29 protein-coding genes and 1 other RNA gene are annotated in these 26781 nt (G+C 67.2%); 14 read left to right on the top strand and 16 right to left on the bottom strand.

From position 1 onward, the window contains the following. Positions 1-40: 40 nt before the first annotated feature. The 3 genes from V5G24_RS02460 to V5G24_RS02450 all read left to right on the top strand — a co-directional run bounded on the left by V5G24_RS02460 (position 41) and on the right by V5G24_RS02450 (position 2131). On the top strand, positions 41-973 hold the full coding sequence (locus V5G24_RS02460) for an MBL fold metallo-hydrolase (RefSeq protein WP_394079214.1): 933 nt from the start codon (positions 41-43) through the stop codon (positions 971-973). A 143-nt stretch (positions 974-1116) separates the two neighbouring features. Next, entirely contained in the window at positions 1117-1827 is a 711-nt protein-coding gene (locus V5G24_RS02455) for an AzlC family ABC transporter permease (RefSeq protein WP_394079212.1), read from the top strand. Then, on the top strand, positions 1820-2131 hold the full coding sequence (locus V5G24_RS02450; protein WP_394079210.1) for a branched-chain amino acid transport AzlD family protein: 312 nt from the start codon (positions 1820-1822) through the stop codon (positions 2129-2131). Before V5G24_RS02455 ends, V5G24_RS02450 begins: the two co-directional genes overlap by 8 nt. Here the strand turns inward: V5G24_RS02450 and V5G24_RS02445 are convergent. From V5G24_RS02445 to V5G24_RS02410, 8 genes are all read right to left on the bottom strand, one after another. After that, a complete protein-coding gene (locus V5G24_RS02445) occupies positions 2128-2577 on the bottom strand; it encodes a hypothetical protein (protein ID WP_394079208.1) in 450 nt (149 codons plus the stop codon). The genes V5G24_RS02450 and V5G24_RS02445 overlap by 4 nt on opposite strands. 124 nt (positions 2578-2701) lie before the next feature. Beyond that, positions 2702-3424: a thioesterase domain-containing protein gene (locus V5G24_RS02440; protein ID WP_394079206.1), complete on the bottom strand. Its 723-nt coding sequence runs from the start codon at positions 3422-3424 to the stop codon at positions 2702-2704. Positions 3425-3579: 155 nt separating this feature from the next. Beyond that, positions 3580-5175, bottom strand: coding sequence for a hypothetical protein (locus V5G24_RS02435; protein WP_394079204.1), 1596 nt, complete (start codon positions 5173-5175; stop codon positions 3580-3582). Positions 5176-5249: 74 nt separating this feature from the next. After that, positions 5250-5933, bottom strand: a complete 684-nt coding sequence (locus V5G24_RS02430) for a LutC/YkgG family protein (RefSeq protein ID WP_394079202.1) — start codon at positions 5931-5933, stop codon at positions 5250-5252. Beyond that, positions 5933-7393: a LutB/LldF family L-lactate oxidation iron-sulfur protein gene (locus V5G24_RS02425; RefSeq protein WP_394079200.1), complete on the bottom strand. Its 1461-nt coding sequence runs from the start codon at positions 7391-7393 to the stop codon at positions 5933-5935. The genes V5G24_RS02430 and V5G24_RS02425 overlap by 1 nt, the downstream gene beginning before the upstream one ends. Further along, the gene (locus V5G24_RS02420) at positions 7390-8211 is read right to left on the bottom strand and encodes a (Fe-S)-binding protein (RefSeq protein WP_394079198.1); all 822 of its coding nucleotides are present in this window, start codon (positions 8209-8211) and stop codon (positions 7390-7392) included. The genes V5G24_RS02425 and V5G24_RS02420 overlap by 4 nt, the downstream gene beginning before the upstream one ends. A gap of 266 nt (positions 8212-8477) precedes the next feature. Beyond that, a complete protein-coding gene (locus V5G24_RS02415) occupies positions 8478-9104 on the bottom strand; it encodes a pentapeptide repeat-containing protein (RefSeq protein WP_394079196.1) in 627 nt (208 codons plus the stop codon). Between the two features lie 25 nt (positions 9105-9129). Then, on the bottom strand, positions 9130-9567 hold the full coding sequence (locus V5G24_RS02410) for a L,D-transpeptidase family protein (protein WP_394079194.1): 438 nt from the start codon (positions 9565-9567) through the stop codon (positions 9130-9132). A gap of 213 nt (positions 9568-9780) precedes the next feature. On the opposite strand from V5G24_RS02410, the gene V5G24_RS02405 reads away from it, so the two are divergent. The 3 genes from V5G24_RS02405 to V5G24_RS02395 are packed head-to-tail and all read left to right on the top strand — an operon-like array spanning position 9781 to position 11429. Further along, the gene (locus tag V5G24_RS02405; RefSeq protein WP_394079192.1) at positions 9781-10467 is read left to right on the top strand and encodes a response regulator transcription factor; all 687 of its coding nucleotides are present in this window, start codon (positions 9781-9783) and stop codon (positions 10465-10467) included. Between the two features lie 25 nt (positions 10468-10492). Next, positions 10493-10978 carry a cyclic nucleotide-binding domain-containing protein gene (locus V5G24_RS02400; RefSeq protein WP_394079190.1) on the top strand — a complete coding sequence of 162 codons (486 nt, stop codon included), beginning with the start codon at positions 10493-10495 and terminating at the stop codon, positions 10976-10978. Positions 10979-10991: 13 nt separating this feature from the next. Beyond that, positions 10992-11429, top strand: a complete 438-nt coding sequence (locus V5G24_RS02395; protein ID WP_394079188.1) for a DUF2267 domain-containing protein — start codon at positions 10992-10994, stop codon at positions 11427-11429. A 23-nt stretch (positions 11430-11452) separates the two neighbouring features. On the opposite strand, the gene V5G24_RS02390 is transcribed toward V5G24_RS02395, so the two are convergent. The 4 genes from V5G24_RS02390 to ffs form a co-directional block, all read right to left on the bottom strand. After that, entirely contained in the window at positions 11453-11773 is a 321-nt protein-coding gene (locus tag V5G24_RS02390; protein ID WP_394079186.1) for a YbaB/EbfC family nucleoid-associated protein, read from the bottom strand. A gap of 27 nt (positions 11774-11800) precedes the next feature. Next, the gene (locus tag V5G24_RS02385; protein ID WP_394079184.1) at positions 11801-13627 is read right to left on the bottom strand and encodes a DNA polymerase III subunit gamma/tau; all 1827 of its coding nucleotides are present in this window, start codon (positions 13625-13627) and stop codon (positions 11801-11803) included. Positions 13628-13890: 263 nt separating this feature from the next. Beyond that, positions 13891-14115, bottom strand: a complete 225-nt coding sequence (locus V5G24_RS02380; protein ID WP_394079182.1) for a hypothetical protein — start codon at positions 14113-14115, stop codon at positions 13891-13893. 79 nt (positions 14116-14194) lie between these two features. Further along, an RNA gene (ffs, locus tag V5G24_RS02375) (signal recognition particle sRNA small type) lies at positions 14195-14292 on the bottom strand. Positions 14293-14482: 190 nt separating this feature from the next. Here ffs and V5G24_RS02370 point away from each other — a divergent pair. After that, complete coding sequence (locus V5G24_RS02370; RefSeq protein ID WP_394079180.1) at positions 14483-14905, top strand: HIT family protein; 423 nt, start codon at positions 14483-14485, stop codon at positions 14903-14905. 107 nt (positions 14906-15012) lie between these two features. On the opposite strand, the gene V5G24_RS02365 is transcribed toward V5G24_RS02370, so the two are convergent. After that, positions 15013-16008 (bottom strand): peptidylprolyl isomerase, encoded by a 996-nt coding sequence (locus V5G24_RS02365; RefSeq protein WP_394079178.1) that lies wholly within the window; start codon positions 16006-16008, stop codon positions 15013-15015. 264 nt (positions 16009-16272) lie between these two features. Between V5G24_RS02365 and rpmF the strand changes: the two genes are divergently transcribed. The 3 genes from rpmF (at position 16273) to V5G24_RS02350 (ending at position 19134) form a co-directional block, all read left to right on the top strand. After that, positions 16273-16458, top strand: a complete 186-nt coding sequence (gene rpmF / locus V5G24_RS02360) for a 50S ribosomal protein L32 (protein ID WP_348844083.1) — start codon at positions 16273-16275, stop codon at positions 16456-16458. Positions 16459-16896: 438 nt separating this feature from the next. After that, positions 16897-17301 carry a hypothetical protein gene (locus V5G24_RS02355; RefSeq protein WP_394079176.1) on the top strand — a complete coding sequence of 135 codons (405 nt, stop codon included), beginning with the start codon at positions 16897-16899 and terminating at the stop codon, positions 17299-17301. A 192-nt stretch (positions 17302-17493) separates the two neighbouring features. Further along, entirely contained in the window at positions 17494-19134 is a 1641-nt protein-coding gene (locus tag V5G24_RS02350) for an EAL domain-containing protein (protein ID WP_394079174.1), read from the top strand. Between the two features lie 240 nt (positions 19135-19374). Here V5G24_RS02350 and phaR read toward each other — a convergent pair whose 3' ends face one another. Further along, positions 19375-20004, bottom strand: coding sequence for a polyhydroxyalkanoate synthesis repressor PhaR (gene phaR / locus V5G24_RS02345; RefSeq protein WP_394079172.1), 630 nt, complete (start codon positions 20002-20004; stop codon positions 19375-19377). A 239-nt stretch (positions 20005-20243) separates the two neighbouring features. On the opposite strand from phaR, the gene V5G24_RS02340 reads away from it, so the two are divergent. From V5G24_RS02340 to leuB, 4 genes are all read left to right on the top strand, one after another. Further along, positions 20244-21422 carry an acetyl-CoA C-acetyltransferase gene (locus V5G24_RS02340; RefSeq protein WP_394079170.1) on the top strand — a complete coding sequence of 393 codons (1179 nt, stop codon included), beginning with the start codon at positions 20244-20246 and terminating at the stop codon, positions 21420-21422. 407 nt (positions 21423-21829) lie between these two features. Further along, on the top strand, positions 21830-22552 hold the full coding sequence (gene phbB / locus V5G24_RS02335) for an acetoacetyl-CoA reductase (RefSeq protein WP_394079168.1): 723 nt from the start codon (positions 21830-21832) through the stop codon (positions 22550-22552). 191 nt (positions 22553-22743) lie between these two features. Next, positions 22744-23733, top strand: a complete 990-nt coding sequence (gene yddG, locus V5G24_RS02330; protein ID WP_394079166.1) for an aromatic amino acid exporter YddG — start codon at positions 22744-22746, stop codon at positions 23731-23733. A gap of 118 nt (positions 23734-23851) precedes the next feature. Continuing rightward, the gene (gene leuB / locus V5G24_RS02325) at positions 23852-24964 is read left to right on the top strand and encodes a 3-isopropylmalate dehydrogenase (RefSeq protein ID WP_394079164.1); all 1113 of its coding nucleotides are present in this window, start codon (positions 23852-23854) and stop codon (positions 24962-24964) included. Positions 24965-25040: 76 nt separating this feature from the next. On the opposite strand, the gene V5G24_RS02320 is transcribed toward leuB, so the two are convergent. Together V5G24_RS02320 and V5G24_RS02315 are read right to left on the bottom strand one after the other, a co-directional pair. Further along, entirely contained in the window at positions 25041-25409 is a 369-nt protein-coding gene (locus tag V5G24_RS02320; RefSeq protein ID WP_394079162.1) for a (2Fe-2S) ferredoxin domain-containing protein, read from the bottom strand. Positions 25410-25678: 269 nt separating this feature from the next. Then, positions 25679-26698 (bottom strand): sulfate ABC transporter substrate-binding protein, encoded by a 1020-nt coding sequence (locus tag V5G24_RS02315; protein WP_394079160.1) that lies wholly within the window; start codon positions 26696-26698, stop codon positions 25679-25681. Between the last annotated feature and the right edge of the window lie 83 nt (positions 26699-26781).

Here is a 26781-nt window from a genome sequence, read left to right as displayed (position 1 = left end):
TTAAATAACCGGCGGCCGAAGCCGCGAAAGGACGGATGCCATGCCGACCCCCGCAACGCCGACTCCCGCAACTCAGACCCCCGCCACCCCGACCCGGCCCGTCATCCATGCGTTTTTCGACGAGCCGACCCACACCGTGACCTATCTCGTCGCCGATCCCGCCACGGGCGAGGCGGCGGTGATCGATCCGGTCCTCGACTATGACCACAAGTCAGGCACCGTGGACACGCGCTCGGTGGAGGCGGTGCTTGAGGCGGCCGCGCGACAAGGCTACCGAATCACCTGGACGCTGGAAACCCACGTCCATGCGGATCATCTCTCCGGCTCGCCCTTCATCAAGGCGCGCACCGGCGCGCGGATCGGCATCGGGGCGCAGATCGTCCAGGTGCAGCGCATCTTCCGCCCGGTGTTCAACGCCACCGACCTTAAGGCCGACGGCAGCGATTTCGATCATCTGTTCGCGGACGGCGCGCATTTCGCCATCGGCACGCTCGATGTCGAGATCCTTTACACGCCCGGCCACACGCCGGCCGATGTCTCCTACAAGATCGACGATGCGGTGTTCGTGGGCGACACCCTGTTCATGCCCGACTATGGCACCGCGCGGGCCGATTTCCCCGGCGGCGATGCGCGCCAGCTCTATCGCTCGATCCATCGCCTGCTGGCCCTGCCGCCGCAGACCCGGCTTTTCATGTGCCACGATTACAAGGCGCCCGGCCGCGATACCTATGCCTGGGAAACCACGGTGGGGGATCAACGCGCGCGCAATGTGCACGTCGGCGCCGGCGTGAGCGAGGACGCCTTCGTGGCCATGCGCACCGCCCGCGACGCGACGCTCGCCGCCCCGGTGCTGCTGTTGCCCTCGATCCAGGTCAATATGCGCGCCGGCCGCTTCCCGCCCGCCTCGGCCAATGGGGTGCATTACCTCACCATCCCGGTGCGGGTGAAGCACGACGCGCCGGTGCCGGCTTAAGACTTGGCGGCCGCGCCCGGCGCGGGCCACTGGCGCGCGCCCCAAAGTCCGCGCATGGCTGCCGCAGGGCGCATGCCGAAATCGGGTTGGTGCGTTCCCTGGCGTTCGGCATAAGAGTTTCATGCCCCACGCCGCCGCGATTCATGACTGAGCCCCGTTCCTCCCCGGTCCGCATCACCTTGGCCGGCGTACGCCTGGGCGTCGATGCCATGTGGCCGCTGATGCCGGGCATCGCGGTGTTTGGCGCCGCCTTCGGCGCGGCGGCGGCGCAGAAGGGGTTTTCCGCCGCCGAGACCGCTCTTTCCAGCGGCCTCGTGTTCGCCGGCCTAGCCCAGATGGTGGCGCTGGAGGGCTGGACCCACAGCTGGACCCCGGCGAGCCTGCTGGCGCTGGCGATGCTCACCTTCACGGTGAACATGCGCCATTTCCTCATGGCCGCCTCCATGCGCCCGTGGCTGGGGCAGCTTCCGGGCTGGCAGGCCTATGGCTCGCTGCTGTTCCTGGCGGACAATAATTGGGCCGCCGCCATGCGCTATCACGCCCATGGCGGCAATGACGCGGGCTATTTCGTCGGTTCGGGGCTGATCACCTGGGTGGTGTGGCTCCTCTCGACGGTGGCGGGCCAGGTGATCGGCGGCGGCATTCCCGATCCCAAGGCGTTCGCCATCGACCTCGTGGTGCCGGCCTTCTTCATCGCCATGCTGGTGCCGAACTGGAAGGGCCGGCGCGAGGCGGTCAGCTGGGGGGTCGCGGCGCTCGTGTCGGTGGCCGCATCCTATCTGGTGCCGGGCTGGTGGTTCATCGTCATCGGCGCGGTGGCGGGCGCGCTCGCGGGCGGATTTTCCGATGAGTAGCATGCTCGATCCCGGCACCGTGCTCGCCATCTGCGTGATGGCGGGCGCCACCATGTTCAACCGCACCGCCGGCTTCTTCCTGATGCGGCTGGTGCCGGTGACGCCACGCGTGCGCAAGATCCTCGATTCGCTGCCCGGCGCGGTGCTGGTGGCGATCGTCGCGCCGGCGGCCGTGCATGGCGACACGGCGATGGCCGCCGGCCTGATCGTCGCCTTCATCGTCACCAAGTTGACCCACAGCGATTTCTTCGCCGTCCTCGCCGCTGTGCTGGCGGGGGCGGGCCTGCGGTATTTCGGCGTCTAGAGAACGCGCCGCAGCGCCATCAGCAGCCCGCAGGCGCAGGAAAAGGCCAGCCCCGCCCAGCCGAGGGCAGCAGGCGGTGGCGCGAGGTCGAGGACGCTGTCGTCGGCAAGCCGGGGATTGACGCGCACTTCCACGATCCCGGCCTTGGACAGGCGCGCATGCAGCATTGCGGCATCGGCGAACAGCAGCGCCGGCCAGTCCAGCAGCCGCACGCGATTGCCGATCAGCGTGCGCCCGTCCATGTCATATTGGTAGCGCAGCCCGGCGCCGAGACTGCCGACGGCCCGCAATCGCCCCGGCGGCCGGGTCACGATCCCCGGCACGACGCGCCAGCCCGTGGCCTTGAGCGCCTTGCTGCGCGCGCCGAACGCGACCATGGCGAACACCAGCCCGCCCAGCACGCCCACGGACAGCAGATAGGCCAGGAGGCGACCGGCGAGCTCCATCGGGGTGCCCCACGTTCCGGGTGACCTCAAATTGCCTGCGCGCGGCCCGGCCGAGGCCCCCAGTACCGCGCGGCGCAAATCGCGCGGCGCACATTCAGACCAGCGGCTGCGGGCGCGCCGGGTTTCAACGCATCAGGTGGGGCGCGGTGGCGACCGCGGATTCCGCCCGTTCCGAGGTCGCCGGCGCGGCAAGCGAGGGGGAAGGCACCACGCTCGGCGCCGGCTGGATCGGTGGCGCGACGGGCTTGGGCTTCGGCCGCACCGCCAGCGCCTGGATCATCTTGATCACCTCGGCATGCAGGGTCGGGGATTTCTCGATGTTGAAATGGTCGAGCGTGGCGGCATTGTCCAGGTTGCGGTTGGCCAGCGAGCCCTTGAAGCCGGCGCCGGTCGCCAGGCTCTTGCCGAAGCCGTTGTTGTTCTGGAAATAATTCACGAAGCGCCCGCCGGTGTTGGCCACCGCCGTCACGCCCACCGGATCGAAGGTGACCACGAGGCGCGGCGGCACGCCGAGCGCGGTCATGCGCTCCGCCATCTCGATGGCGGCATCGGCACCCAGCGAATGGCCGATGATGACCACCGGCCCCTTGCGGTGCGCCTTCGACCAGGCCACCGCATCCTCGGCGAGCTGCGGCCACTGGCCATATTCATAGACGGTGGCGGAAATGCCCTTGGCCTGGAGCTTCCCGGCCAGATCATCCATGCCGTAGGAAAACACATTGGCGAGGCCGCGCATCAGATAGACGCGCACATTGGGGTTCTGGGCGTGAGCCGGCACGAAGGCGGTGGAAATCAGCACGCAGAACGCGGCGAGAAGCGACAGGACAAACCGCGGGCGAGACGTCATGGGGTCACCGTCAATTTTCTTTTGTGTTCTGCCCAACATTCCCCGTGCGGGCAACGGAGCAGACGCCGCCGGGCTGCACAATTTCGTCACGATCGGAGTGGTTTCCCCAGTTGCGTTGCGCGATTGCATCAGTGTGAAGGCGCGCCGGCCCCGCCTTACGCAAGGTTCGGGGCGGCGGGTGCCGGTGCAGCGGCTTCCGACGCGGCCCCCTGCGCCCGTTCCGAGCGAGTCGCGAGGAGACACCCGGCGAGGCCCGCGAGGAAATAAAGGGCGATGCCGGCAAATCCGATATAAGGCCCGGCCTTGGGCAGAAAGGTGCGTATTTTCCACGCCAGCGGCGCGAACATGCCGCCCGAACTGAGGCGCGCCTGCATGGCCGCCCGGGCGGCAGGATCGTCCACCAGTTCCGGTGGGAGGATGCCACGGATTTCCGGCATGTTGAGGATGCTCGCCAGCCGCTCGGCGTTCGGATACGGCACCTGAAGGAAGGGCTTGTCCTTGAGATGGGCCATGTCGCCGGTCGCGAGATACTGGCGCACGTTTTCCGCCTGAACCTTTCCTTGCTCGCCCCGGGTGACGACATTGACCGGCGTGGCCTTCATGGCCATGTGGCCGATCCCAAGAGCGACCGCCACGAGCCAGACGCCGGCAAGCCCCAGCCCCGACTGGCGCGGGAGACCGACGGTGGCGGCACGGTCCTTCAACAAGGCGGCGAGGGCAACGAAGTTCATCAGCACACCGACGGAAATCAGGTCCAGATAGCGCGATGCCTCAATGCCCACGGCACGGCCATAGGCCAGCGTCACCGCCTGCATCGCCACCCAGCCGCCGATGGCAATGCACAGCCATGCCGGATCCCGCAACGGTCGCTTCTCCTGCATCACGCGGATGAACAGCCAGAGCAGCGGGGCGTTGAGAAGCAAGGGCGCGAACGGCGCTGACGGCATCGGCCAGCTCGCGATCAATTGCAGCGCCGACAGATATTGGGCCAGGGACTGCGCCTTGAGCGGGGCGTGATCGGGAATTGTGGGCACCAGCGCGAGAAGCACGCCGCCGAACACCAGCAGCACCGCGGCGCCGGCCCATTCCCGCAGCCCCGCGCGCTGCCCGGCCAGAAGCTGCATAGCGACGATGACGCTCGCCACCACGGGCGTGCAGCCGCCGGCGCTCAGCGAGAAATAGCCGAGGAGCGATAACGCGATGCCGCCGCCCCACAGGGGGCTGAAGGCGGCCGTCCTGGCAAACAGGGCCAGGGCGATGGTGGAGAACAGCAGCACGAAGTTGAACTGGGACTGAAAGCCCGCCAGCGCATTTTCCCAGCCGAACGGAATCGCCAGCAGGATCGCCGCGAAGACGGTAAGCGCGATGGCGGCGCCCGCGCTCACAAGCCGGCGCAGCAGCGCCATCAGCGTCACGACGGCGATGGTGTGCAGCAAGGCGTTCACACACATCTGCAGGATCGGGTCCCAACGGCCCGCGAACTCCAGCTCGCCGAGCGCCAGGAGCCGCGAGGTCAGGATGCGATGCTCGTTATGGGCACCAATGAACGTGGATAGCGGCACGTGGCCATCAAGATAGGGCCGGTACAGCAAAGCGGCTTCCGCGTCCCATTGGTCCCAGTAGGGCACCGAACTGCCGTACACCCAGATCAGCGTCAGCTTGGCGCCCACGATCACGAGCACGCAGGCGGCAAGCGCCAGCCACCAGCGTGGGCCTTCGGGATAATCGTCCGCAGCGTCAAGCCCTTGCATGGTCGCACTCTTCCCGCGTCACGCGTTCGCCATCATCCCGCGGCGCCAGATTTGCACCCGCGCGGGGTGCGATGTCAAAGCGCGGCACCCACCAGAAGCACGTGCAGGCTGCGCGGCCCGTGGGCGCCCAGCAGCAAGGTCTGCTCGATATCCGCCGAGCGCGACGGGCCGGTGATCCAATTGACCGTGCGCGGCATCAGTCCCGCCCCGTAGGCGGCACGGATGCGCGTCCAAACGGTCTCGTAATCGCCCGCGACGTCCCCCGCGTCGATCACCACCAGATGATGGTCCGGCAGCAGGTTCAGCGTGCTCGGATTGTCCGGCCCGGAGAGCATCACCACCGTGCCCGATTCGGCGACCCCGGCGAAGGCGTGGGAGAGCCCGGCGAGCTGGCGCCCGTCGGAGGGGCCGATCCACACGTCGAGATTGGGCGCGGTGTCCCACGGCAGGTTTGCGAGCCGCGGATCGGCGCCGCGCAGGATGGTGGGCGGCAGGTTGCGTTCGCGCAGATAGCTGGCCACCGCCAGCGGCACGTCGGCGGCGCGCGCGAGATGGTCGAGCGTTCCGTCGGCAGCCCGCACCATGTCCTTGAACAGGTCGATCTTCTGCGCCGGGGGCAGGTCGGCGCGGGCGGGGATGATGCCGCGCGGATGGCCGGCGATGCGGTCGGCCACCGCTTGCCGGCGGGGCGCTTCCTGGCCGGTGGCGCCGAGGGCGCGCCGCACCGAGGCGAAGACGATGTCGCGCGAGGAGGTCATCAGCGGCCGCCTCCGCGTTGCGCCTGTGCCTGTAACTGTGACTGGCGGCGCGCCTGCCATTGGGCTTGGAACGTATCGCCCTGGGGGGTGGGAAAATCGCGATGCTTGGTCCAGCCGCCGGCGAGCGGCAGGGCGGCGAAGCGCCCCTTGGCCCTGCCGAGCCGCGAGAGCCCCCACATGGCGAGCCGGGTTGCCGGACGATAGAGCCAGCCGCGCCGGGCGAAGAAGGCCCAGAAGGCGAGGCCATAACGCTGCGGCGCCGGGGTCAGGTGGCGCTCGAATTCCTTCTCGCGCCAATGGCGCATCAGCTTCGGCAGGGGAATGCGCACCGGGCACACGGCCTCGCACCGGCCGCAGAAAGTGGAGGCATTGGGCAGGTTCGCGGCCTTCTCGATGCCGATGAGCGCGGGGGTCAGCACCGCGCCCATGGGGCCGGGATACACCCAGCCATACGCATGACCGCCGACGGCCTGATAGACCGGGCAATGATTCATGCAGGCGCCGCAGCGGATGCAGCGCAGCATCTCGCGAAACTGGCCCGCCAGCATGCCCGAGCGGCCGTTGTCGAGGATCACGACGTGATAGGCCTGCGGCCCGTCCACATCGCCGGGCCGTCGCGGACCGGTGGAGAAGGTGGTGTAGACGCTCATGTCCTGCCCGGTGGCCGAGCGCGCGAGCACCCGCAGCAGCTGGCTCACATCCTCCAGCGTCGGCACCAGCTTTTCCAGCGAGGCCAGCACGACATGCACCTTCGGCAGGGTCTGGGTGAGGTCGCCATTGCCCTCATTGGTGACGATGATCGAGGTGCCGGTCTCCGCCACCAGGAAATTGGCGCCGGTGATGCCGACATCCGCCGCCAGGAATTTCGCCCGCAGTTCGCCGCGCGCCTCGGCGAGGAGCGAAGTGGGCTCGGAGAGATTGCGCTCGGGCGGCAGGTGAGCGTGGACCCGGCGGAAATCCTCCTCCACCTGCTCCTTGTTGAGGTGGATCGCCGGGGCGATGATGTGCGAGGGCGCCTCGCCGCGGATCTGGATCAGATATTCCCCGAGGTCGGTTTCCACCGGCTGGATGCCCGCCGCCCCCAGATGATCGTTCAGGCCGATCTCCTCGGCGATCATGGTCTTGCCCTTGGTGACCGTCCTCGCTCCCGCCTCGCGGCAGATGCGGGTCACGATGTCCCGCGCCTCGGCGGCATCCACGGCGAAATGCACATGCCCGCCGGCGGCGATCACCTGCTGCTCGTAGCGCTCCAGATACAAATCGAGATGGGCCAGCGTGTGGTTCTTGATGTCGCGCGCGCTGTCGCGCAGCGCTTCGAATTCCGGCAGCTTGGCGGCGGCGGCGGAGCGCCGGCCGATGAAGCTCAGCCCGACCTTGGAGAGCGCCTGCTGCAACGGCGCGTCGGCGAGCGCCGCGCGGGCGTTGGCCTTGAACTGGGGCGAAGTGATCTGGACGCTCATGCTTGCGCCCCTCGCGGGCCTGCGTTCTTCAGCGCGGCGTTCGTGTGTACCGGCTCGCCGATGGCGGGATCGCCGCCCTGCCCGGCCAGAACTTCCGCCACATGACGCACCTTGATGTCGCGGCCCATGCGCTGGAGCTTGCCGGCCATGTTCATGAGGCAGCCGAGATCCCCCGCCAGCAAAGTATCGGCATGGCTGGCGACGATGTTGGCGGCTTTCTTCTCGACGATCGCATTGGAAACGTCGGGATATTTCACGCAAAAGGTGCCGCCGAAGCCGCAGCACACGTCGCTGTCGGCCATTTCGGCCAGCTCCAGCCCCTCCACCGAGGCGAGCAGCGTGCGCGGCTGCGCCTGTATGCCCAGCTCCCGCAGGCCCGCGCAGCTGTCGTGATAGGTGACCGTGCCGTCATAGGCGGCGGAAACGCGTGTCATGCCGCGCACGTCGACTAGGAACGAGACCAGCTCGTAAACCTTGTCGCAGAAGCGCGCGACGCGGGGCATCCAGTCCGGCTCGCCGGCGAACAGCTCGGGATAATGGGTCTTGATCATGCCGGCGCAGGAGCCGGAGGGCACCACCACATAATCGAAGGTCTCGAACGCGGCGATCATCTGCTCGGCCAAAGCGCGGGTGGTGACGCGGTCGCCGGAATTGAACGCCGGCTGCCCACAGCAGGTCTGGCGCGGAACGCTCACCTCGCATCCGGCCTCCTCGATCAGCTGCGCGGCGGCAAACCCCACCGAGGGGCGGATGGTATCGACCAGGCAGGTGGCGAACAGTCCGACCGAGACGGGGCGCGTGTGAGGGGATGCAGACATTTGCCCTGAGATCATTCCAGGTGGCGCGCGCCGCTTCCGCCGAAGCCGGCGTGGACGTCACGCATGAGGGGACCAAGGATGGGACCGAACCTTGCTTCGACCGCGGGCGCGAGGCCGCCCGCGGTCGTTTGTCATAACACTGGAATGTCTTCAAACAAAAGCAGTGCAACCCATGGGCCGCAACCCGTGCAACCCCTCGCAATCCCGCGCGCAACCCCGCCCGCGCGCCCCGGACGCTTCGGCCCGCGCACGGCTGCGCTGCCGCCTCAGGCGACCTTCAGCCCGAGCCCGCTCAGCAGCGCCGCCGCCTGCTGGCGGGAGATGATCGCGCCCTTGAAGCGTGTCGCGTCGCCAAGTCGCAGGGCGCCGAGATCGGCGCCGCGCAGGTCCGCCCCCTCGAAGCGCGCGTCGGTCACGTTCGCGTCGCGCAGATTGCAGCCCTGGAAGATCGCCTCGCGAAAATCCGCCTCGGTGAGGTCGGCGCCCGCGAAATCCAATTGGTCGAGCCGGGCGCGCCGGAACGACAGGCCGTGCAGCGCCGCGCTCACCAGAAGGCAGCGCTCGAACGCGAGGCCGAGCGTGCGCGCGCCATGGATCTGCACCCCAGTCATCTTGCAATCGGCGAACGTGGTCGCCGACAAAATGGTGCCCCGGCAGAGCGCATTATTGAGATCGCAGCCGGAAAACCGCGCTTCGGTGAGGTCGGCGGCGGAGAAATCGGCGCGCCCGGCCCGGCAGCGGACGAATTCGCACCCGCCGAAATCCAGCCCGCGCAAGTCCGCGCCGGCGAAAATCCAGCCGGCAAAGCGCACCGGCGCGCCGGGCGCGCGCAACGCCGCCTCGATCGCCGAACGGTCGGCGACGCCCTCGGGGGGCGGAACGTCCTGGAGCATGGATGCGTCTTTCCTGCGTATTTATTTACCGCACGATCAGCCGCGCGCCGGGCTTCAGCCGCGCGGCGAGCCGGCGCAGCTCGCGCGGCGTAAGGGCGATGCAGCCCTCGGTGGGCGCGAAGCCGGGGCGCGCCGCATGGATAAAAACCGCCGATCCCCGCCCCTTCACACGCGGACGTGTATTGTGGTCGAGCACCAGCACAAGGTCATAGAGCGCATCCGCGCGCGCCATGCGTTCGTGCGATACGGGAATCGGGAGGTGCACTGGGCGATTGTAACGGCGGTCCTGCGGATCGTCACACCAGCCATCGGTTGCGGCGATGGGCTTGGCAGGCAGGCGGGTGACGGGGCGTGGCCCACGGTCCGGGCGATAGAGCGCACGCTCGATGCGCCAGCGGCCCGCCGGGGTTCGCCCGTCGCCCTCGCGCTTGTCGAAGCCGATTCCCCCGCGTCCCAAGGCCACGGGAATCGCCCGGCCGGCCATCTGCAGGAGGCCCCGATGCGGGGCGCCGGGCAGGTGACGGACGGTTATTTTCCCGATCCCCACAGGAACTTGCACGAATACACCCCACCTAGGTACCAGTTTTCAACATTCTTTCGCGGGCAAATTTGCAGGATCGCCGCAGCATGATGTACTTGCGCGATTCGCGTTCCCGCAAGGGTAACGGAGGTTTTGATGGCCAATGCGTGGAAAATCCTGGTGGTCGAGGACGACCCGGAGCTGCGCGAAGCCCTGATCGAGCAGCTCGCGCTTCAGGACGAGTTCGAACCCGTGCCGGCGGAAACCGCCCAGGGCGCCATTGAGGCGGCCCGGAACGGCGCTATCGATCTCGTCATCATGGACGTGGGCCTGCCCGACATGGACGGGCGCGACGCCGTGCGACAAATGCGCAAGAATGGGTTCAAGGCGCCGGTCATCATGCTCACCGGGCATGATACGGACAGCGACACCATTCTCGGGCTGGAAGCCGGCGCCAACGACTATATCGCCAAGCCGTTCCGCTTCGCGGTGCTGCTGGCCCGCCTGCGCGCCCAGATGCGCAGCCACGAGGCGAGCGAGGACGCGGTGTTCGCCATCGGCCCCTACAGCTTCCGCCCCGGCGCGAAGATGCTGGTGACCGATCGCGGCTCCAAGATCCGCCTGACGGAGAAGGAAACCGCGATCCTGCGCTATCTCTATCGCGCCGGAAAATCGCCGGTGGCGCGCGAGACCCTGTTGCAGGAAGTGTGGGGCTATAATTCCGGCGTCACCACCCACACGCTGGAAACCCACATCTACCGCCTGCGGCAGAAGATCGAGCCCGATCCCTCCGCCCCCACCCTGCTGGCGACGCAAGCCGGCGGCTACAAGCTGGTGCCCTGAGCATGACCGACGCAGGGGACCGCCCGTGAGCCTCGAACAGGACGTCGCCCTGCTGCAGGACGTCCCCACGTTCGACATGCTCACGCCGGATGCCCTGCGCACGCTCGCCATCAGCGCCGACCAGCTGCGCCTAGCGACCGGCGACATCCTGTTCCGGGAAGGCGACCTCGCGGATGCCGGCTATGTGCTGACCTCCGGGCGGCTGGAGATGGTGGAGGAGAAGGCCGCGCGCCCCCGTGTCCTGTGCGAGGTGCTGGCCGGCGCGCTGGTGGGCGAGAGCGCCCTTCTCATCGCTTTGCCCCGCCCCGCCACGGCGCGGGCGCTGGAGGCCTCGACGCTGCTGCGCATTCCCCGCGCCACCTTCCTGCGGGTGCTCGAGGGCTTCCCGGAAGCCGCCGTGCAATTGCGCGCCGTGTTCGCCGGCCGGCTGGAGGCGACCCTGGGCGCGCTCGACACCCTGCGCCGGGAAAAGCTGGAGCCGCCGTTCCGCCCCCCGGTGCGGCGGCGCTGACGGGCGGGGCCGCATGCCCATCCCGATGGCCATCCAGCACGCCACCGAGGATTTCGAGCGCTTCCTCGCCGATGCCCGCGACACCTCCGGCCTGGCGACGCGCAACCAGACCTACACCATGGTGGAAGGGGTGCTGCGCACGTTCCGCGCGCGCCTCACCCCCGCTGAAGCGATCCGCTTCGCCCAGGTGCTGCCGCCGGTGCTGCGGGCGATCTTCGTGTCCGACTGGGATCTGTCGCGGGCACCCCTGCCCTTTACCGACCGCGCCAGCCTGACGCGCGAGGCCCAGGGCCTGCGCCCGCACCATAATTTCGCGCCCGAGACCTGCATCGCCGACGTTGCCGCCGCGCTGCGCCGCGCAACCGACCCCGCCGCCTTCACCGCCGTGCTGGACACCCTTCCGCCGGGTGCCGCCGCATTCTGGCGCGCACCGCCGGAGCACCCGCTGTAATCGCTTCCGGCGGCGCGCGGCGCTCAGAACAGGTTCAGGCCCGGCGGCAAAGCGAGGCCGCCGGTCATGGACTTCATCTTTTCCTGCATGATCTTTTCCGCCTTGTGGCGGGCGTCGGCGAGGGCGGCGACCATGAGATCCTCCAGGATCTCGCCTTCATCGGCCTTGAGCAGGCTCGGATCGATGCGCACCGCCTTGGTGTCGCCCTTCACCGTCATGCGCACGGTGACGAGGCCACCGCCGGAGGCACCCTCCACCTCGGTGCTCTCCATCTCCTGCTGCATCTGCTGCATGCGCTCCTGAAGCTCTTTCGCCTGCTTCATCATGCCCATGAGGTCGCGCATCAGGTCTCTCCGTGCCGGGGTCGGGGATCAGGTCTCGGTCTCGTCGTCGAAACCCACGCCCATATAAGCATCCTCGTCCGCCGGCGCGAGGCCGATCTCGGCGATGTCCTCGCGGGTGCGCACGTCGACGATCTGCGCGCCGGGAAACCGCGACAGAACGGCCGAGACCAGTGGATCGGCCCTAATCCCCTCCTCGCGCTCCTGGCGCACCGCGTGGGCGGTCTCCGCCAAGGTCGGCGCGCCGGGCGCGCGGGAGGTGAGCGACACCAGCCAGCGCCGGCCGGTCCATTCGGTGAGCTTGCGCGAGAGGTCCTGGACCAGATTCGGATTGCCGTCCGGCACCAAAGCGAACTCGATGCGCCCCTCTTCGAGATGCACGAGCCGCACCTGGGTCTCCACCGCATGCTTCAGCAGCAGGTCGCGCCGGGCGCTCGCCAGCGCCACCACATCCTGCAACGATGCCAGAACCGGCCCGTCCTGCGGCTGGGACGCGGCGCGGGCGGGCGCGGGTGCCGCCACATTCTCGGCCATGCGCTCGGCACGCGGCGCAAGGGCAAGGCGCGAGCCACCCCCTCCCCCACCGCCATTGCCGCCATTGCCGCCGCCGGAGAGCCCGGGCGCGGCGCCTTCCGAGCTTGGCATGTCCTTCAGCCGGCGCAGCGCCTCGTCCGGGGTGGGCAGATCGGCGGCATAGCCGAGGCGCACCAGCACCATTTCGGCCGCCTGGGCGGGCTTGGCCGCCTGCTGCACCTCGGTGATGCCCTTCGAAAGCATCTGCCAGGTGCGCGACAGCACCCGCATGGAGAGGGCCTGCCCCATCTCCACGCCGCGCATGCGCTCGGCTTCCACCAGCGCGGCATCATCCGCGCTTTCGGGCACGATCTTCAGGCGGGTCACGAGATGGGTGAATTCGGCGAGATCGGTGAGGATCACGGCCGCGTCGGCGCCACCGTCATATTGGTCGCGGAATTCGGCGAGGGCGCGCGCCACATCGCCCTTCATCAGCGCCTCGAACAGGTCGATCACCCGCGCTCGGTCGGCAAGGCCCAGCAGGCGGCGCACCTCTTCCGCGCCCACGCTACCTCCGCCATGGGCGATCGCCTGGTCGAGCAGGGAGAGCGCATCGCGCACCGAGCCCTCGGCGGCGCGGGCAATGGTGGACAGCGCCTCCGCCTCCACCGTCACATTTTCCTTCGCGCAGATGCCGGCGATATGAGCCGCGAGCACGCCCGCTTCCACCCGCCGCAGGTCGAATCGCTGGCAGCGCGACAGCACCGTCACCGGAACCTTGCGGATTTCGGTGGTGGCGAACACGAATTTCACATGCTCCGGCGGCTCCTCCAGCGTCTTCAGCAGGCCGTTGAAGGCCGCCGTGGAGAGCATGTGCACTTCGTCGATGATGTAGACCTTGTACCGCGCCATGGCCGGGCGGTAGCGCGAGCCCTCGATGATCTCGCGGATGTCGTTGATGGAGGTGTTGGACGCGGCGTCCATCTCCATCACATCCACATGGCGCGATTCGATGATGTCGCGGCAATGCCGGCCCATCACCGAAAGGTCGAGGCTCGGCCCGCCGCCGCCCTCCATGGGCTCGTAATTGAGCGCGCGGGCAAGGATGCGGGCGGTGGTGGTCTTGCCCACCCCGCGCACGCCGGTGAGGATATAGGCCTGGGCGATACGGCCGGAGGCGAAGGCGTTGGAGAGCGTGCGGACCATGGCCTCCTGGCCGATCAGGTCCGTGAAATTCTGCGGCCGGTATTTGCGCGCCAGCACGCGATAGGGCGTCGCCGCGGTCGGCGCAGAGGGGGCGCCGAGGTCGAAGCCGGGGGTTTCGTCAGGAAGATCCGCGCTCATGCCTCTTCATACCATTCCGGGCGGCCGGCGCAGCGATTTTTGGCGCGCCGAGCCGGTTCGCCCCCAGCCTGGGATGCGGCCGAACTTCGGCTGTGAAACTTCGCCCGAATTGGCGGTGTGGTCGGGCGGAAAGGTGCGGAGAAGCGCCAGGAAACCACTATTCGTCCGCGCTAAGCCATTGTTTCACGTGAAACATTTTGCGAAAATCACAGGGTTTCCGGCGCCTCCGGCGGGCGTTTTGGCGGCCCCGGCGGAGTCAAAACTCATTTCGCCCGCTGAAACAGATCGGCCCCGCCCACCCGCACGCAGACAAAACGGCGATAGCCGTCCTTGAATTGCTGAACCGCCTCGCCTTCCAGCCGCGCCGGCACCCCGGCGGCGAGCCCGGCCTTGCAGCTGTCTTCGCTCGTGAACAGGCCGGCCTTGGTGACCACATGGGCCTCGGGGCCGGACAAGGCGCTGAGCAGGATGACCGCAATGGCCCACATAGGCGCCTCCCCACCCGGACCGGCGGGCCGATGCCATGGGGCATCAGGCGGCGCGGGACTTCCGGCGATGCAATGAAAAGGTGGGAGGCTGATCGGCAACCCGAGACGGTCTCGTTGGGGCTGCTTCCTTCCGGACCTGACCCGGTTGGCGAGTGGCTCGTCCACCGCCAACCTCCCGGCCCCTATATCGTCGGCCGCGCGCCGCTTGGCAAGCGCGCCGGCTCTCTTTCTTGCGGATGATGCCTTTGCGGCTGCCGTTGCCGGTCCTTCCGACCGCGCGACCGGCCCGCGGCACCGGGTCGTTCACCTTTTCGTGCACATCTCCTGATCGCTTGCCCTTCGCGAGGACGCAAGCTCAAGTGGGGTCATGTCCAGATCCCTCTTCCATATCGATCCCCGGCTCGCCTCCGATGGCCCCGCCCTCGGGGATCTCCCGCTCTGCCACGTCCGCCTGGTCGATGATTCCCGCTTCCCCTGGATCGTTCTCGTGCCCCGCCGTGCGGGCGCGAGCGAGATCATCGACCTGCCGCCGGAGGATCGGCGCGCCCTGATGGACGAGATTTCCGCCGCCAGCGCAGCGCTCAAGGCCATCAGCGGCTGCGCCAAGCTCAATGTGGCGGCGCTGGGCAATGTGGTGCCGCAGCTCCACGTGCATGTGGTCGGCCGCAACCCCGGGGATGCGGCTTGGCCCGGCCCGGTGTTCGGCCAAGGCACGCGCACGCCCCTCGCCGCAGCGGAACGCACGGCGCGCAGCCTCGCCTTGCGCAAGGCGCTGGGGATCCAGGCCTGAGCGGGCTGGTTCTTCAAACCGGCGTAAATTAAAGAAAACGCCGCCCGGAAGATCCGGACGGCGCGCCATTCAACTCCAGGAAACCGCCGGGCGATCCCGGCCACCCCTCACTTGGCAGCGGGGGCGGGCGTCGCGGGAGCAGGCGTCGCGGGCGCGGCGGGCGTCGCACCGGCAGGAGCGGCACCAGCAGGAGCGGCACCGGCAGGCGCAGCACCGGCGGGCGCGGCCGGCGGCGTCGTACGCTCGATCTTCGCCTCGGCGCGCAGCTTGGTCACGAGATCGCCCTGGGCCTTGCGGATCAGATACTGGTCGATCTGGTCGGAGACCTGGTCATAGGTCGGAACCGGCTTGGTGCGCTTGTCTTCCAGCTTGATGACGTGCCAGCCGAACTGGCTCTTCACCGGGTCGGAGATCTGGCCCTTTTCCAGCTTGAACGCGGCATCGGCGAATTCCGGCACCATCTGTTCCTTGGTGAAATAACCGAGGTCGCCGCCGTCTTCCGCGCTGTCCTTGGAGTTTTCCTTGGCGAGCCTGGCGAAGTCCTCGCCGGCCTTGGCCTTGGCGGCGATTTCCTTGGCCTTGGCCTCGCTATCCACCAGAATATGGCGGGCGCGCACTTCGGTTTCCGGCTTGCTGGCCTTGACGAATTCTTCGTAGGTCGCCTTCTTGGCCTCTTCCGTCACGGCCTTCTTGGCCTCGGCGCCCATCAGCGCTTCCATCAGGGCCTTGGTGCGCGAATAATCCATGCGCAGCTTGAAATCGGCGGTCTGGTCCAGCTTCTGCGCCTCGGCGGCCTTGGCGAGAAGGGTCATGTCGGTCAGGAAAGACAGCACATATTCGCGCCGCGCTGCACCCTGGACCTGGGGCAGGCCGGGGCCGATGTCTTCCTCGGCGATGGCCACTTCGCTGGCGCGAATGGGCGTGCCGTTGACCGTCGCCACGATCGCGTCGCCGGCGGGCGTCCCGGCGGCGACCGCGGGAGCGGCAGCGGCGGCAGCAGCAGCAGCCGGCGCCGGGGCCGGCGTCTGGGCCGAGGCTGCACCGCCAAAGGCGAAGGCCGTCAGCGCGAGCGCCATTGCGGCGGTAGGAGCGGAACGCATCATGTCCGAGGTCCTTAAATTCTTGCGGGTGCCCGAAGCGGCGCGCACCCTCGCCCAGGTCCCTTCGCGTGGCAAGTGGGCATTCGTGCGGCACGGGTGTGCCAAATGCGAGGAAATCGCACGCACCAGAATTTGCCGGCGGGGGCCTTTCGCTCCGTCGTGCAAACCTGTATAAGGCGCGCCTCCAATCGAGATTTTGGTTTCGCTAGCCTGCGCGGACCTTCGCCGCAGGCGCAATGAGTTTGGTCGTTTTCCCGGAGTTTGGACATGGCCGTCCCTAAGAGAAAAACCTCGCCGTCCCGTCGCGGTATGCGTCGTTCGGCCGATGCGCTGAAGCAGCCGACCTATGTCGAGGACAAGGATTCCGGCGAACTGCGCCGCCCCCACCACCTCGACCCGAAGACCGGCATGTATCGCGGCCGTCAGATCCTGAAGCCCAAGGCCGAAGCCTGAGCAAGCAGCGGGTTGGCGCGCGCGAACCGCGCGGGCGCCGCCTCGACACAAGGCCCCGCACGGATGGCGCGGCCTGCCCCAAGAGGGCGCGCGGCACGCGCAGCGCGCCGCGTCGGCGCCGGCGCCCCGCTTAGAGGGGGGGATCGCCCGCGGCTCGCCGCGCGCTTGGACAGCCCCGCAGACGCGTGGATGCGGCATTTGGCGGCAAAGGCCTCAAGCGCAGGTCGCCCCCAGAACCGGCAGCCGCGATCCGCCCCGAGGCACACCCGCTGGACGGCGATTTCAAGCCATTCTTAGCCAAGTCTTTGATCGGACAGACAAGTCGCATTCGTCACATGGCGAGGACGGTGACATTTGTGTGGGAATATGCGACCCATCCCACCACAGCCGGGCCAGCGCATTTTCCACGCCCGGTGACGCCGGGGGGAGGAACAAGCAATGCTGACGCCAATTCCGCTGCTGATTGTCCCACTCGCCATCTACAACATCTTCTGCTTCCTGACCCCCGGCCTGGATTGGCAGGCCACCCTCGGCGCCTTCGCCATGATGTCCGGCGCGGTCTGGCGGATCACCATCGCGGACGTATTTATCGCATTCAGCCTGTTCATTCTGTTTTTCGAGATCCTCAAGTCCACCCGAGTCTCTTCCCGCTCCCTGGTGGACCATATGCTCTCGATACTGGTGTTTATCGGCGGCGTAGTCGAATTTTTGCTGGTGCCGCAGGCAGGAACTTCGGTCTTCGCGCTTCTGCTATGCATCATGCTGCTGGATGTGGCGGCTGGATTTTCCGTTTCGGTGCGCGTCGCGCAGCGTGATTTCAGCGTCGAGCCGCGCGCAAACTGAAAAGTGTCGTGTGATAGTCACCGGACACGGTTAGGTGATCGCGGGGTTGACCTGAGCAGAGCAACCCTTGAGGGTTCGGCCAGGCAGAGGTGGGCAACCGTGGCAGGACAAATCGACGACGCCGGGACGTCCTGCAATGGGGAGAATGGTTCCGTCGGCCTGGGACCCGCACCTTCCGATATCATTGATTTCATGAGTGCCCTCGAATGCGTTGGCTATCGCTGGGATATTGCAACCGACGAGATACTCTGGAGCGATAACGCAACCAAAATTCTTGGTGACGAAGCCGTACGACTGTTTTCCACCGGCCGCGTGTTCGACGAATACTGCCGCGCCGCCGCAGGTGCCGCCACGGGCCGCAAGTCCCTGCTGCACGCGCCGTTCCGCGAAGTTGGAGACGGAGCGCCTTATGATTCCTCCTATCAGCTCCAGCTTGGCTCCGGTCCGGACGGACGGCTGATCTGGGTGGTGGACAATGGCCGCTGGTTCGGCGGGCCGGACGGACGGGCGAGCCACGCGCTCGGCACGCTCCACGTCATCGGCGAGGTGCCCAAGAGCACTCATGCCCTGCACGGGGGCCATATCGACCCGCTGACCGGACTGGTGACCCGCAGCCGCCTGATGGATATCCTTGCCGATCATATCAAGGCGGTTGAGGCCACCCACACAAATTGGGCGCTGATCCTGATCGGCATCGATTATCTCGGCCGCATGAACGACAGCTTCGGCTTCGAGATTGCGGACCAGACCATCGGCCAGGTGGCTGCGCGGCTGCGCACGCGGGTGCGCGGATCGGATGTGCTCGCGCGCTTCTCCGGCAACAAGTTCGCCCTGCTCGCGCGCGGCATCGATCCGCAGACGCTCCTGGACCTCTGCGAGGCCCTGATCGCGCATGTGCGTGATACGCCCATCGATACCAGCGCCGGACCCATACCCGTCAGCGTCACCATCGGCGCGGCCGTGGCGCCGCTACGCGCCATAACCGGCGCGCATATGGTGGCGCGGGCACAGGAGGCGCACGAACGCGCCAAGAAGCGCGAGCGCGGCTCGGTCCACATCTATGAGCGCGACGCGGTCCGCGACGGACGCCGACGGACCAATCTGAAAATCGCCGAGGACATCGTCAAGGCGCTGAACGAGAAGCGCGTGACCATCGCCCTGCAACCGGTGGCCAATGCGCAGTCGCGCGCGGTGGTGTTCTACGAGGCCCTGGCGCGCATCTCGCCCGGCCCCAACGACAATCCCCACGAGACCGGCAGCATCATCGCGACCGCCGAGGCGCTGGGCCTGATGGGCGTGCTCGACCGGCGCGTGCTGCGGCTGGTGGCGGCTGCCATGCGCGAGGCACCCGACCTGCACCTGTCAGTGAATGTGTCGCCCTCCTCCATTGCAGATCGGGAATGGATGCGCCTGTTCGCAACCGAGGTGACGCCCGCCATCGGCGCCCGGCTGGTGCTGGAGCTGACGGAATCGGTCGCGGTCCACGATCTCAATGCCGCCCGCACCTTCGTGGAACTGGCACGCTCGACCGGAGCGAAGGTCGCCATCGACGATTTCGGCGCCGGTTCGACCTCGTTCCGAAACCTGCGCAGTCTCGGCGTCGACATGGTGAAGATCGACGGCAGTTTCATCATGCACATGGCGCAATCCGCGGACGACCGGGCATTCGTCGAAGCCCTGATCCAGCTCGCGCGCCAGCTGGGCATCACAACCGTGGCGGAATGGGTTCAGGATGAGGATACGGCTGCGATGCTCACCGCCGCCGGCTGCGACCTCATCCAAGGCGCGCTCACGGGCCTGGCGAAACCGATGGTCGTCTCGACCTTCTGGTGACGCGACCTTCTGGTGAGGGTACGGCGGAAGCAGCAGAGGTGAACCGGCGGCGCCTCGCCACTCCCGACATCACCTGCAATTGCGACGCATATCCGGCGATGCAGGTGGACGGGACAGGGTTCGGCTGCCCCGAAGGACGCGAATGCGTCCGGTCCTCGCGGGACGGGATCGCTCGTGCGGGGGCGCGATCCCGTCAGTGTCAAGGGCGGCACGGCCCTGCGGCCATGCCGGCTCTGGGGTTCAGGAATTGCCGGACGTATCCGGCTTGGAAACCAGCTTTTCCAGTTTCTGCTGCATGTCCAGCATCTGCCGCTTTAAGGCTTCCAGATCGTCCGCGGCGGTCTCGGGCGCGGCCGGAGCGGCGGGCGCCGGCGGCTCGCCGGCCTCCCCCTTCGGGAAGGGCAGGAAGATATTGAAGGCGCGCTCGAACATTTCCATGTTCCGCCGCACATGCTCATCAAACCCGCCAAACGGCGTGCCCGGCAAAGGCGAGCCGGTGAGCGGCGAATTGGTCAACGTCTTCGCGTACTGGTCGCGAAACTTGCCTTGTTCCTTCGTGAAGCTGTCGATCGACATCTCCAGGTAGCGCGGCACCATCATCTGCATGCTGTCGCCGTAGAAGCGGATGATCTGGCGCAGGAATGCGATGGGCAAAAGATTCTGCCCCTTGTTTTCCTGCTCGAAGATGATCTGCGTCAGCACCGAATGGGTGATGTCGTCCCCATTTTTCGCATCGTATACGACGAAATCCTCGCCTTCCTTCACCATGGTGGCGAGGTCTTCGAGCGTCACATACGTGCTGGTGCCCGTATTATACAAACGGCGATTGGCGTATTTCTTGATGGTGACTGGCTCTTGCGTCTTGGCCATTGTCCGGTCATCCGTTTCCTCAACTGCCATGAGGTTAAGTCGTTTCCGAGGGTTGTGCCACCCTTTTGTGCAGCGCGGGCGTCGAATTTGCTGCGCAAATAGTGCGCAACATTTAGGCCTGTTTCGTATTTGCGCAGTGCCGTACGACGACATGGGTCATTGACACGGGCGGGCGCGCGAAACCACGATGCGCGGCATCCGAGTGCGGCGCAAAAGCCGCCCGCCCGCAGGAGACCATCATGCCAGACGACGTCGTCATCGTCGGAGCCGCCCGCACCCCGGTCGGCTCGTTCAACGGTGCGCTCAGCACCCTGCCTGCCCATCAATTGGGCGCCATCGTCATCAAGGCCGCCCTGGAACGCGCCGGCGTCCCCTCCGCCCAGGTCAGCGAAGTGATCCTCGGCCAGGTCCTGACCGCGGCGCAGGGCCAGAACCCCGCGCGCCAGGCTTCCATCGCCGCCGGCGTGCCGATTGAAAGCCCGGCCTGGGAGATCAACCAGGTCTGCGGTTCGGGCCTGCGCTCGGTGGCGCTGGGCTTCCAGGCCATCCAGACCGGCGACAGCGACATCGTGGTAGCCGGCGGCCAGGAATCCATGAGCCTGTCGAACCATGCCGCGCACGTGCGCAACGGCACCCGCATGGGCGATCTCGCCTTTACCGACACCATGATCAAGGACGGCCTGTGGGACGCCTTCAACGGCTACCACATGGGCAACACCGCCGAGAACGTGGCGCGCCAGTACCAGATCACCCGCGTCGACCAGGACACCTTCGCGGTCGCCTCCCAAAACAAGGCGGAAGCCGCCCAGAAGGCCGGCCGCTTCAAGGAGGAGATCGTCCCGGTCACCATCTCCACCCGCAAGGGCGACGTGGTGGTGGACACCGACGAATATCCCCGCCACGGCGCCACCCTGGACGCCATGGCGAAACTGAAGCCGGCGTTCGAGAAAGACGGCACGGTCACCGCCGGCAACGCCTCGGGCATCAATGACGGCGCCGCCGCCGTGGTGCTCATGAGCGCCGCCCGCGCCGCCGCCGAGGGCAAGAAGCCGCTCGCCCGCATCGTTTCCTGGGCCCAGGCCGGCGTCGATCCCAAGGTGATGGGCACGGGTCCCATTCCCGCCTCCAAGGCCGCGCTTGAAAAGGCCGGCTGGACCGTCGACGACCTCGACCTGATCGAGGCCAATGAGGCGTTCGCCGCCCAGGCCATCGCGGTGAACAAGGAACTCGGCTGGGACACCAGCAAGGTCAATGTGAACGGTGGCGCCATCGCCATCGGCCACCCCATCGGCGCCTCGGGCACCCGCATCCTCGTGACCCTGCTGCACGAGATGGAAAAGCGCGACGCCAAGAAGGGCCTCGCCACCCTGTGCATCGGTGGCGGCATGGGCATCGCCATGTGCATCGCCCGCGACTGAGCCCGTCGCTCCGCGACCGGCGAAAGACCACCGGCCGCCCCTTGATTGCGATGACGCCCGGACCCGTGTCCGGGCGTTTTCGTTATCATGATCCGGCCGGGCGCGTTGCAGATCGGCATTATTCCCGTCTGAAGCGAATTTGCTTGGGATGAATCAAACGCAGCGGAAGCAATCCCCGCTAAGGGTATGGCTCCTCTTCCTTTCATCGGTCACGGTTGGCGGCGTAAGGAAAGCGGGCACCGATTCGATCCCGGTTTCGGGCGCGGCAGCAAGACGCGGCGGAACGGCTCGAACGAAGCGGGGCGATATGCGAACGGTCGGCGCGGCTCAGTCGGCGGCGTGGCCAGGTTTGAGAAAGGCTGCACCAACGCGGCCTCGGCAGAAGACGAATGAAGAGGGAGACGAACATGGCGCGTGTCGCACTGGTGACTGGGGGAACCCGCGGGATCGGCGAAGCGATCTCCATCGCCCTAAAGGCGGCGGGCTATCAGGTGGCCGCCAATTATGCCGGCAATGATGCGGCAGCCGAGGCTTTCACGGCCAAGACCGGCATTCCGGCTTTCAAATGGGACGTCTCCGATTTCGAGGCCTGCAAGGCCGGCGTCGCCAAGGTGGAAGCCGAACTCGGCCCGGTGGACGTGCTGGTGAACAATGCCGGCATCACCCGCGACGGGCAGTTGCACCGCATGACGTTCGAGCAGTGGAACGCCGTCATAAATACCAATCTCAACAGCCTCTTCAACATGACCCGCCAGGTCATTGAGGGCATGCGCGCGCGCAAGTTCGGCCGCGTCATCTGCATCTCGTCCATCAACGGGCAGAAGGGCCAGTTCGGCCAGACCAATTATTCCGCCGCCAAGGCCGGAGAGATCGGCTTCGTGAAGGCGCTGGCGCAGGAAGGCGCGAAGGTCGGCGTCACCGTCAATGCCATCGCGCCGGGCTATATCGCCACCGAAATGGTGCGCGCGGTGCCCGCCGATGCGTTGGAGAAGATCGTCGCCACCATCCCGGTCGGCCGCTTGGGCGAGCCGGAGGATATCGCCCGCTGCGTGGTGTTCCTGGCCGCCGACGATGCCGGCTTCATCACCGGCTCGACGCTGACCGCCAACGGCGCGCAATACATCTGCTGAGGGGTGCAAAGCGCTTGCCGCCTTTGCCTTTTCACGCGTAAATCACGCTTCGGCGGGCCGATCCCGGTCGCCCGCCGAAGACCCCGAAAGCTCCCCTGAGCCCCCTGTTTTCCGAAAATGTTTCACGTGAAACAATGGCTTAGCGCAGACGAACATCGGATCAAGGCCGCTTCACCGCGGCTTCGCGGCGGATGACGCCGCCATTTCGGGCGAAGTTTCCGGCGGATGAATCCGAACCGCCGCTTTCGCACCGCGCATCGCCCCTTTCCTCGACCGCGCCCTCTCCCTCGCCCGCTCCCGCTCCCTCGCCTTCCCGCCGCGCGACCCGCATCGGCCTCGTCGCGATTGCCCTGTGGTCGACGCTGGCGCTCTCCACCGCCGCCACGGGCGCGGTGCCGCCGTTCCTGCTCACCGCGCTCACCTTCGCCATCGGCGGACTGGTGGGCCTCATCGCCGCCCTGCGCGGACCGGGCCTGCGCGTCCTGCGCCAGCGGCCGGCGGCGTGGCTGCACGGGGTGGGCGGGCTGTTCGGCTATCATTTCATGTATTTCTCCGCCCTCAAGCTCGCCCCGCCCGCCGAGGCCGGGCTGATCGCCTATCTCTGGCCACTGCTGATCGTTCTGCTCGCGGCGATGCTGCCGGGCGCCGGACTGAAGCGGACCCATGTGCTCGGCGCCCTGCTCGGCCTTGCCGGCACCATCGTGCTGCTGGCGGGAAAGGGCGGGTTTTCCGGCTTCGAGGCGCGCTTCGAGGCGCGTTTCCTGCCGGGCTATCTCGCCGCGCTCGCCTGCGCCTTCATCTGGGCGATCTATTCGGTGACGGCGACGCGCTTCGCCGATGTGCCGACGCAGGCGGTCTCCGGCTTCTGCCTCGCCACGGCAGTTCTGGCGGGCCTCTGCCACCTCGCCTGGGAAGAGACCGTCTGGCCGGCCGGGGCGATCCAATGGGCGGCGGTGATCGCGCTCGGCATCGGCCCGGTGGGCATCGCCTTTTATGCCTGGGACATCGGCATGAAGCGCGGCGACGTGGGCCTCCTCGGCGTCGCCTCCTATGCCGCGCCGGTTCTCTCCACGCTGCTGCTGGTGGCGACGGGGTTTGCGACCGCGCGCTGGCCCCTCGCGCTGGCCTGCCTGCTGATCGTGGGCGGCGCCTGGACCGCCACGCGGACAGGTCGACAATAGGCCAGAACATAACGCCAAGCTTGTTTTGGACGGCGGAAGGCATTAGCACTCCGCGCCAACCAGAACCGCCTCCATCCATGCCAAAGGTGCCGGGGTTCTTTTATAACAGGAACGTCTCATGGCCACGCACAAGCTTCTTCTTCTCCCCGGCGACGGCATCGGCCCGGAAGTCATGGCGCAGGTGAAGCGCCTGATTTCCTGGCTCGACGCCCAGGGCCTCGTGTCCTTCGCGGTGGAAGAGGATTTGGTGGGCGGCAGCGCCTATGACGCGCACGGCGTCGCCATTTCCGACGGCGCCATGGAAAAGGCCAAGGCGGCGGACGCCATCCTGCTCGGCGCGGTCGGCGGCCCGAAATGGGCTGATGTGCCCTATGAGGCGCGCCCGGAAGCCGGCCTGCTGCGCCTGCGCAAGGATCTCGCCCTGTTCGCCAATTTGCGCCCGGCCCTGTGCTATCCCGCGCTGGCGGACGCCTCCTCGCTCAAGCGCGAAGTGGTGGAAGGGCTCGACATCCTGATCGTGCGGGAATTGACCGGCGGCGTCTATTTCGGCGAGCCCAAGACCATTCTCGACCTCGGCAACGGCCAGCGCCGCGCCATCGATACCCAGGTGTATGACACCTATGAGATCGACCGCATCGGCCGCGTGGCGTTCGAGCTGGCGCGCACCCGCCGCAACAAGGTGACCTCCTGCGAGAAGCACAATGTGATGCGCTCCGGCGTGCTCTGGAAGGAGACCATCACCGCCTTGCACGCCAAGGATTATGCCGACGTGGAGCTGGAGCACCAGCTGGCGGATTCGCTGGCCATGCAATTGGTGCGCTGGCCCAAGCAGTTCGACGTGATCGTCACCGACAACCTGTTCGGCGACGTGCTCTCCGACATCGCCGCCATGCTCACCGGCTCGCTGGGCATGCTGCCCTCGGCCTCGCTCGGCGCGGCGGACCCGATCACCGGCAAGCGCGCGGCGCTCTATGAGCCGGTGCACGGCTCGGCCCCGGACATCGCCGGGCGCGGCATCGCCAATCCCATCGCCATGGTCGGCTCGCTCGCCATGGCGCTGCGCTATTCGTTCGGCCTCGGCCCGGTGGCCGACCAGATCGAAGCGGCGATCGCCGGGGTGCTGGCCTCGGGCAAGCGCACCAGCGACATTCGCACCCCCGGCGCCACCATCATCGGCACCGAGGAAATGGGCGACGCGATCCTCGCCGAACTGGACAAGGCGAGCGCCTGATCGCCCTTGCCGCAGACGCCGTCGCGGAGTGAAAGTCGGGCCACGCCCGGCTTTTTTGGTGCCCGGCTTTTTGGGTTCAGACCCGCGGCACGATGATCAGCCGCTCCACCAGCGCGCCGCCCACCAGATGGGTCTCGACGATCTCGTCCACATCCTCGACGCTCTTGGGCGCGTACCAGACCCCTTCGGGATAGACCACCATCAGCGGCCCGGCGGCACAGAAGCTCAGGCAGCCGGACGCGGTCATGGCGATGTCGCGCTGGCCCGTCGCCTCGATCTTCTGGCCCAGGCGATCCCATAGCGGCTTGGCGCCGGAATTGGCGCAGCTGCCGCGCGGGTGTCCCGGCGGGCGCTGCTGGAAACAGGCGAAGACGTGGCGGCGATAGACCTGCGGCACGTCGCTGAGGGAAAGGGCTTCGGTCGGCGCGACTTCGGTGTCGGTCATGGCGGTGCTGGGACCCCTGTGCGGAACATCCCTTCGCCTTTCAAGGAGCGTGCCGCCGGCGCCCGTTTGGAAATTCTCTCATTCGCAACGACTTGCGGGCATGGTTCGGCGCGGCGTGCCGGCCCGTGTGCGGTGAATTGCGACACAGGCGCGCCATCGGCGGCGCGAATCCGACAGCGCGTGTCGCGCCGCCCCCCCGCAAACAGGCGCAACGCAAAAGGGCCGCCCCGGATAGGGCGGCCCTTCGCATGTACCGCAGAAAAAGGGGCTCAGCGGGCGCCGAACACCTGGTCCAGCTTGCCGCCGGAGACGAATTGCTCGGCGTTCGCCTTGTCCCAGCCGCCGAACACGTCTTCCACCGTCACCAGCCGCACCGGCGGGAACTGGTCCTTGAACTGGGCTTCCACGCTCTTGTCGACGACACGGTGGAACGCCTTCGCCGCCACCGTCTGGCCGGCGGGCGAATAGAGGAATTCGAGATAGGCGGTGGCCGCGGGGCGCGAGCCGCGCTTGTCCACCACCTTGTCCACCACGGCCACCGGGAATTCCGCCAGCAGGCTTACGGACGGCACGATGGTCTTCAGCTTCTTGTCCTTATAGAGCCCCTCGATGGCGCGGGTCTCGGCCTCGAAGGTCACCAGCACGTCGCCGGTCTCGCGCTCCACGAAGGTGGTGGTGGCGCCGCGTCCGCCGGTGTCGAACACCGGCACATTGGAGAGCAGCTTCTTCACGAAGGCGTCCGCCTTGGCGGTGTCGCCCTTGTTCTGCTCCAGCGCATAGGCATAGGCGGCCAGATAGGTGTAGCGCGCATTGCCGGAGGTCTTGGGATTGGGGAAGATCACCTTCACGTCGTCGCGGACGAGGTCATTCCAATCCTTGATGTTCTTCGGATTGCCGTCGCGCACCAGGAAGGCGGGGAAGGAATAATAGGGCGAGGCGTTGTTGGGGAATTTCTTCTGCCAGTCCTTGGCCACATAGCCGGCCTTGGCGAGCACTTCCACGTCGAGCACCTGGTTGAACGTCACCACGTCCGCTTCCAGCCCTTCCAGGATGGCGCGCGCCTGGCGCGAGGAGCCGGCGTGGCTCTGGTTGACGGTCAGCTCTTGCCCGGTCTTCTGCTTCCAGAACGGCACGAACTCGGCATTCTCCGCCGTGAACAATTCCCGGCCGATGTCGTAGGAGACATTGAGGATCGAGTTCGGCCCGGGCTGCGCCTGCTGGGCGAAGGCGACGCCGGGCGCCAGCAAGGCGGCGAGGCTCAGGGTCGAGAACGCGCGGCGCGTCAGCATGGGGTTCTCCATAAAACTTATATTTTGTGTGAAATATGTAATTTCACGCAAGTCTCTGTAGCACACGCTTCCGCCGGGGCAAA

It is taken from the genome of Roseixanthobacter finlandensis, from assembly GCF_043195105.2.
GTDB lineage: Bacteria > Pseudomonadota > Alphaproteobacteria > Rhizobiales > Xanthobacteraceae > NCEH01.
Note: the sequence above shows the minus strand (reverse complement) of the source record. Positions and strands in the feature narration are given on the sequence as shown.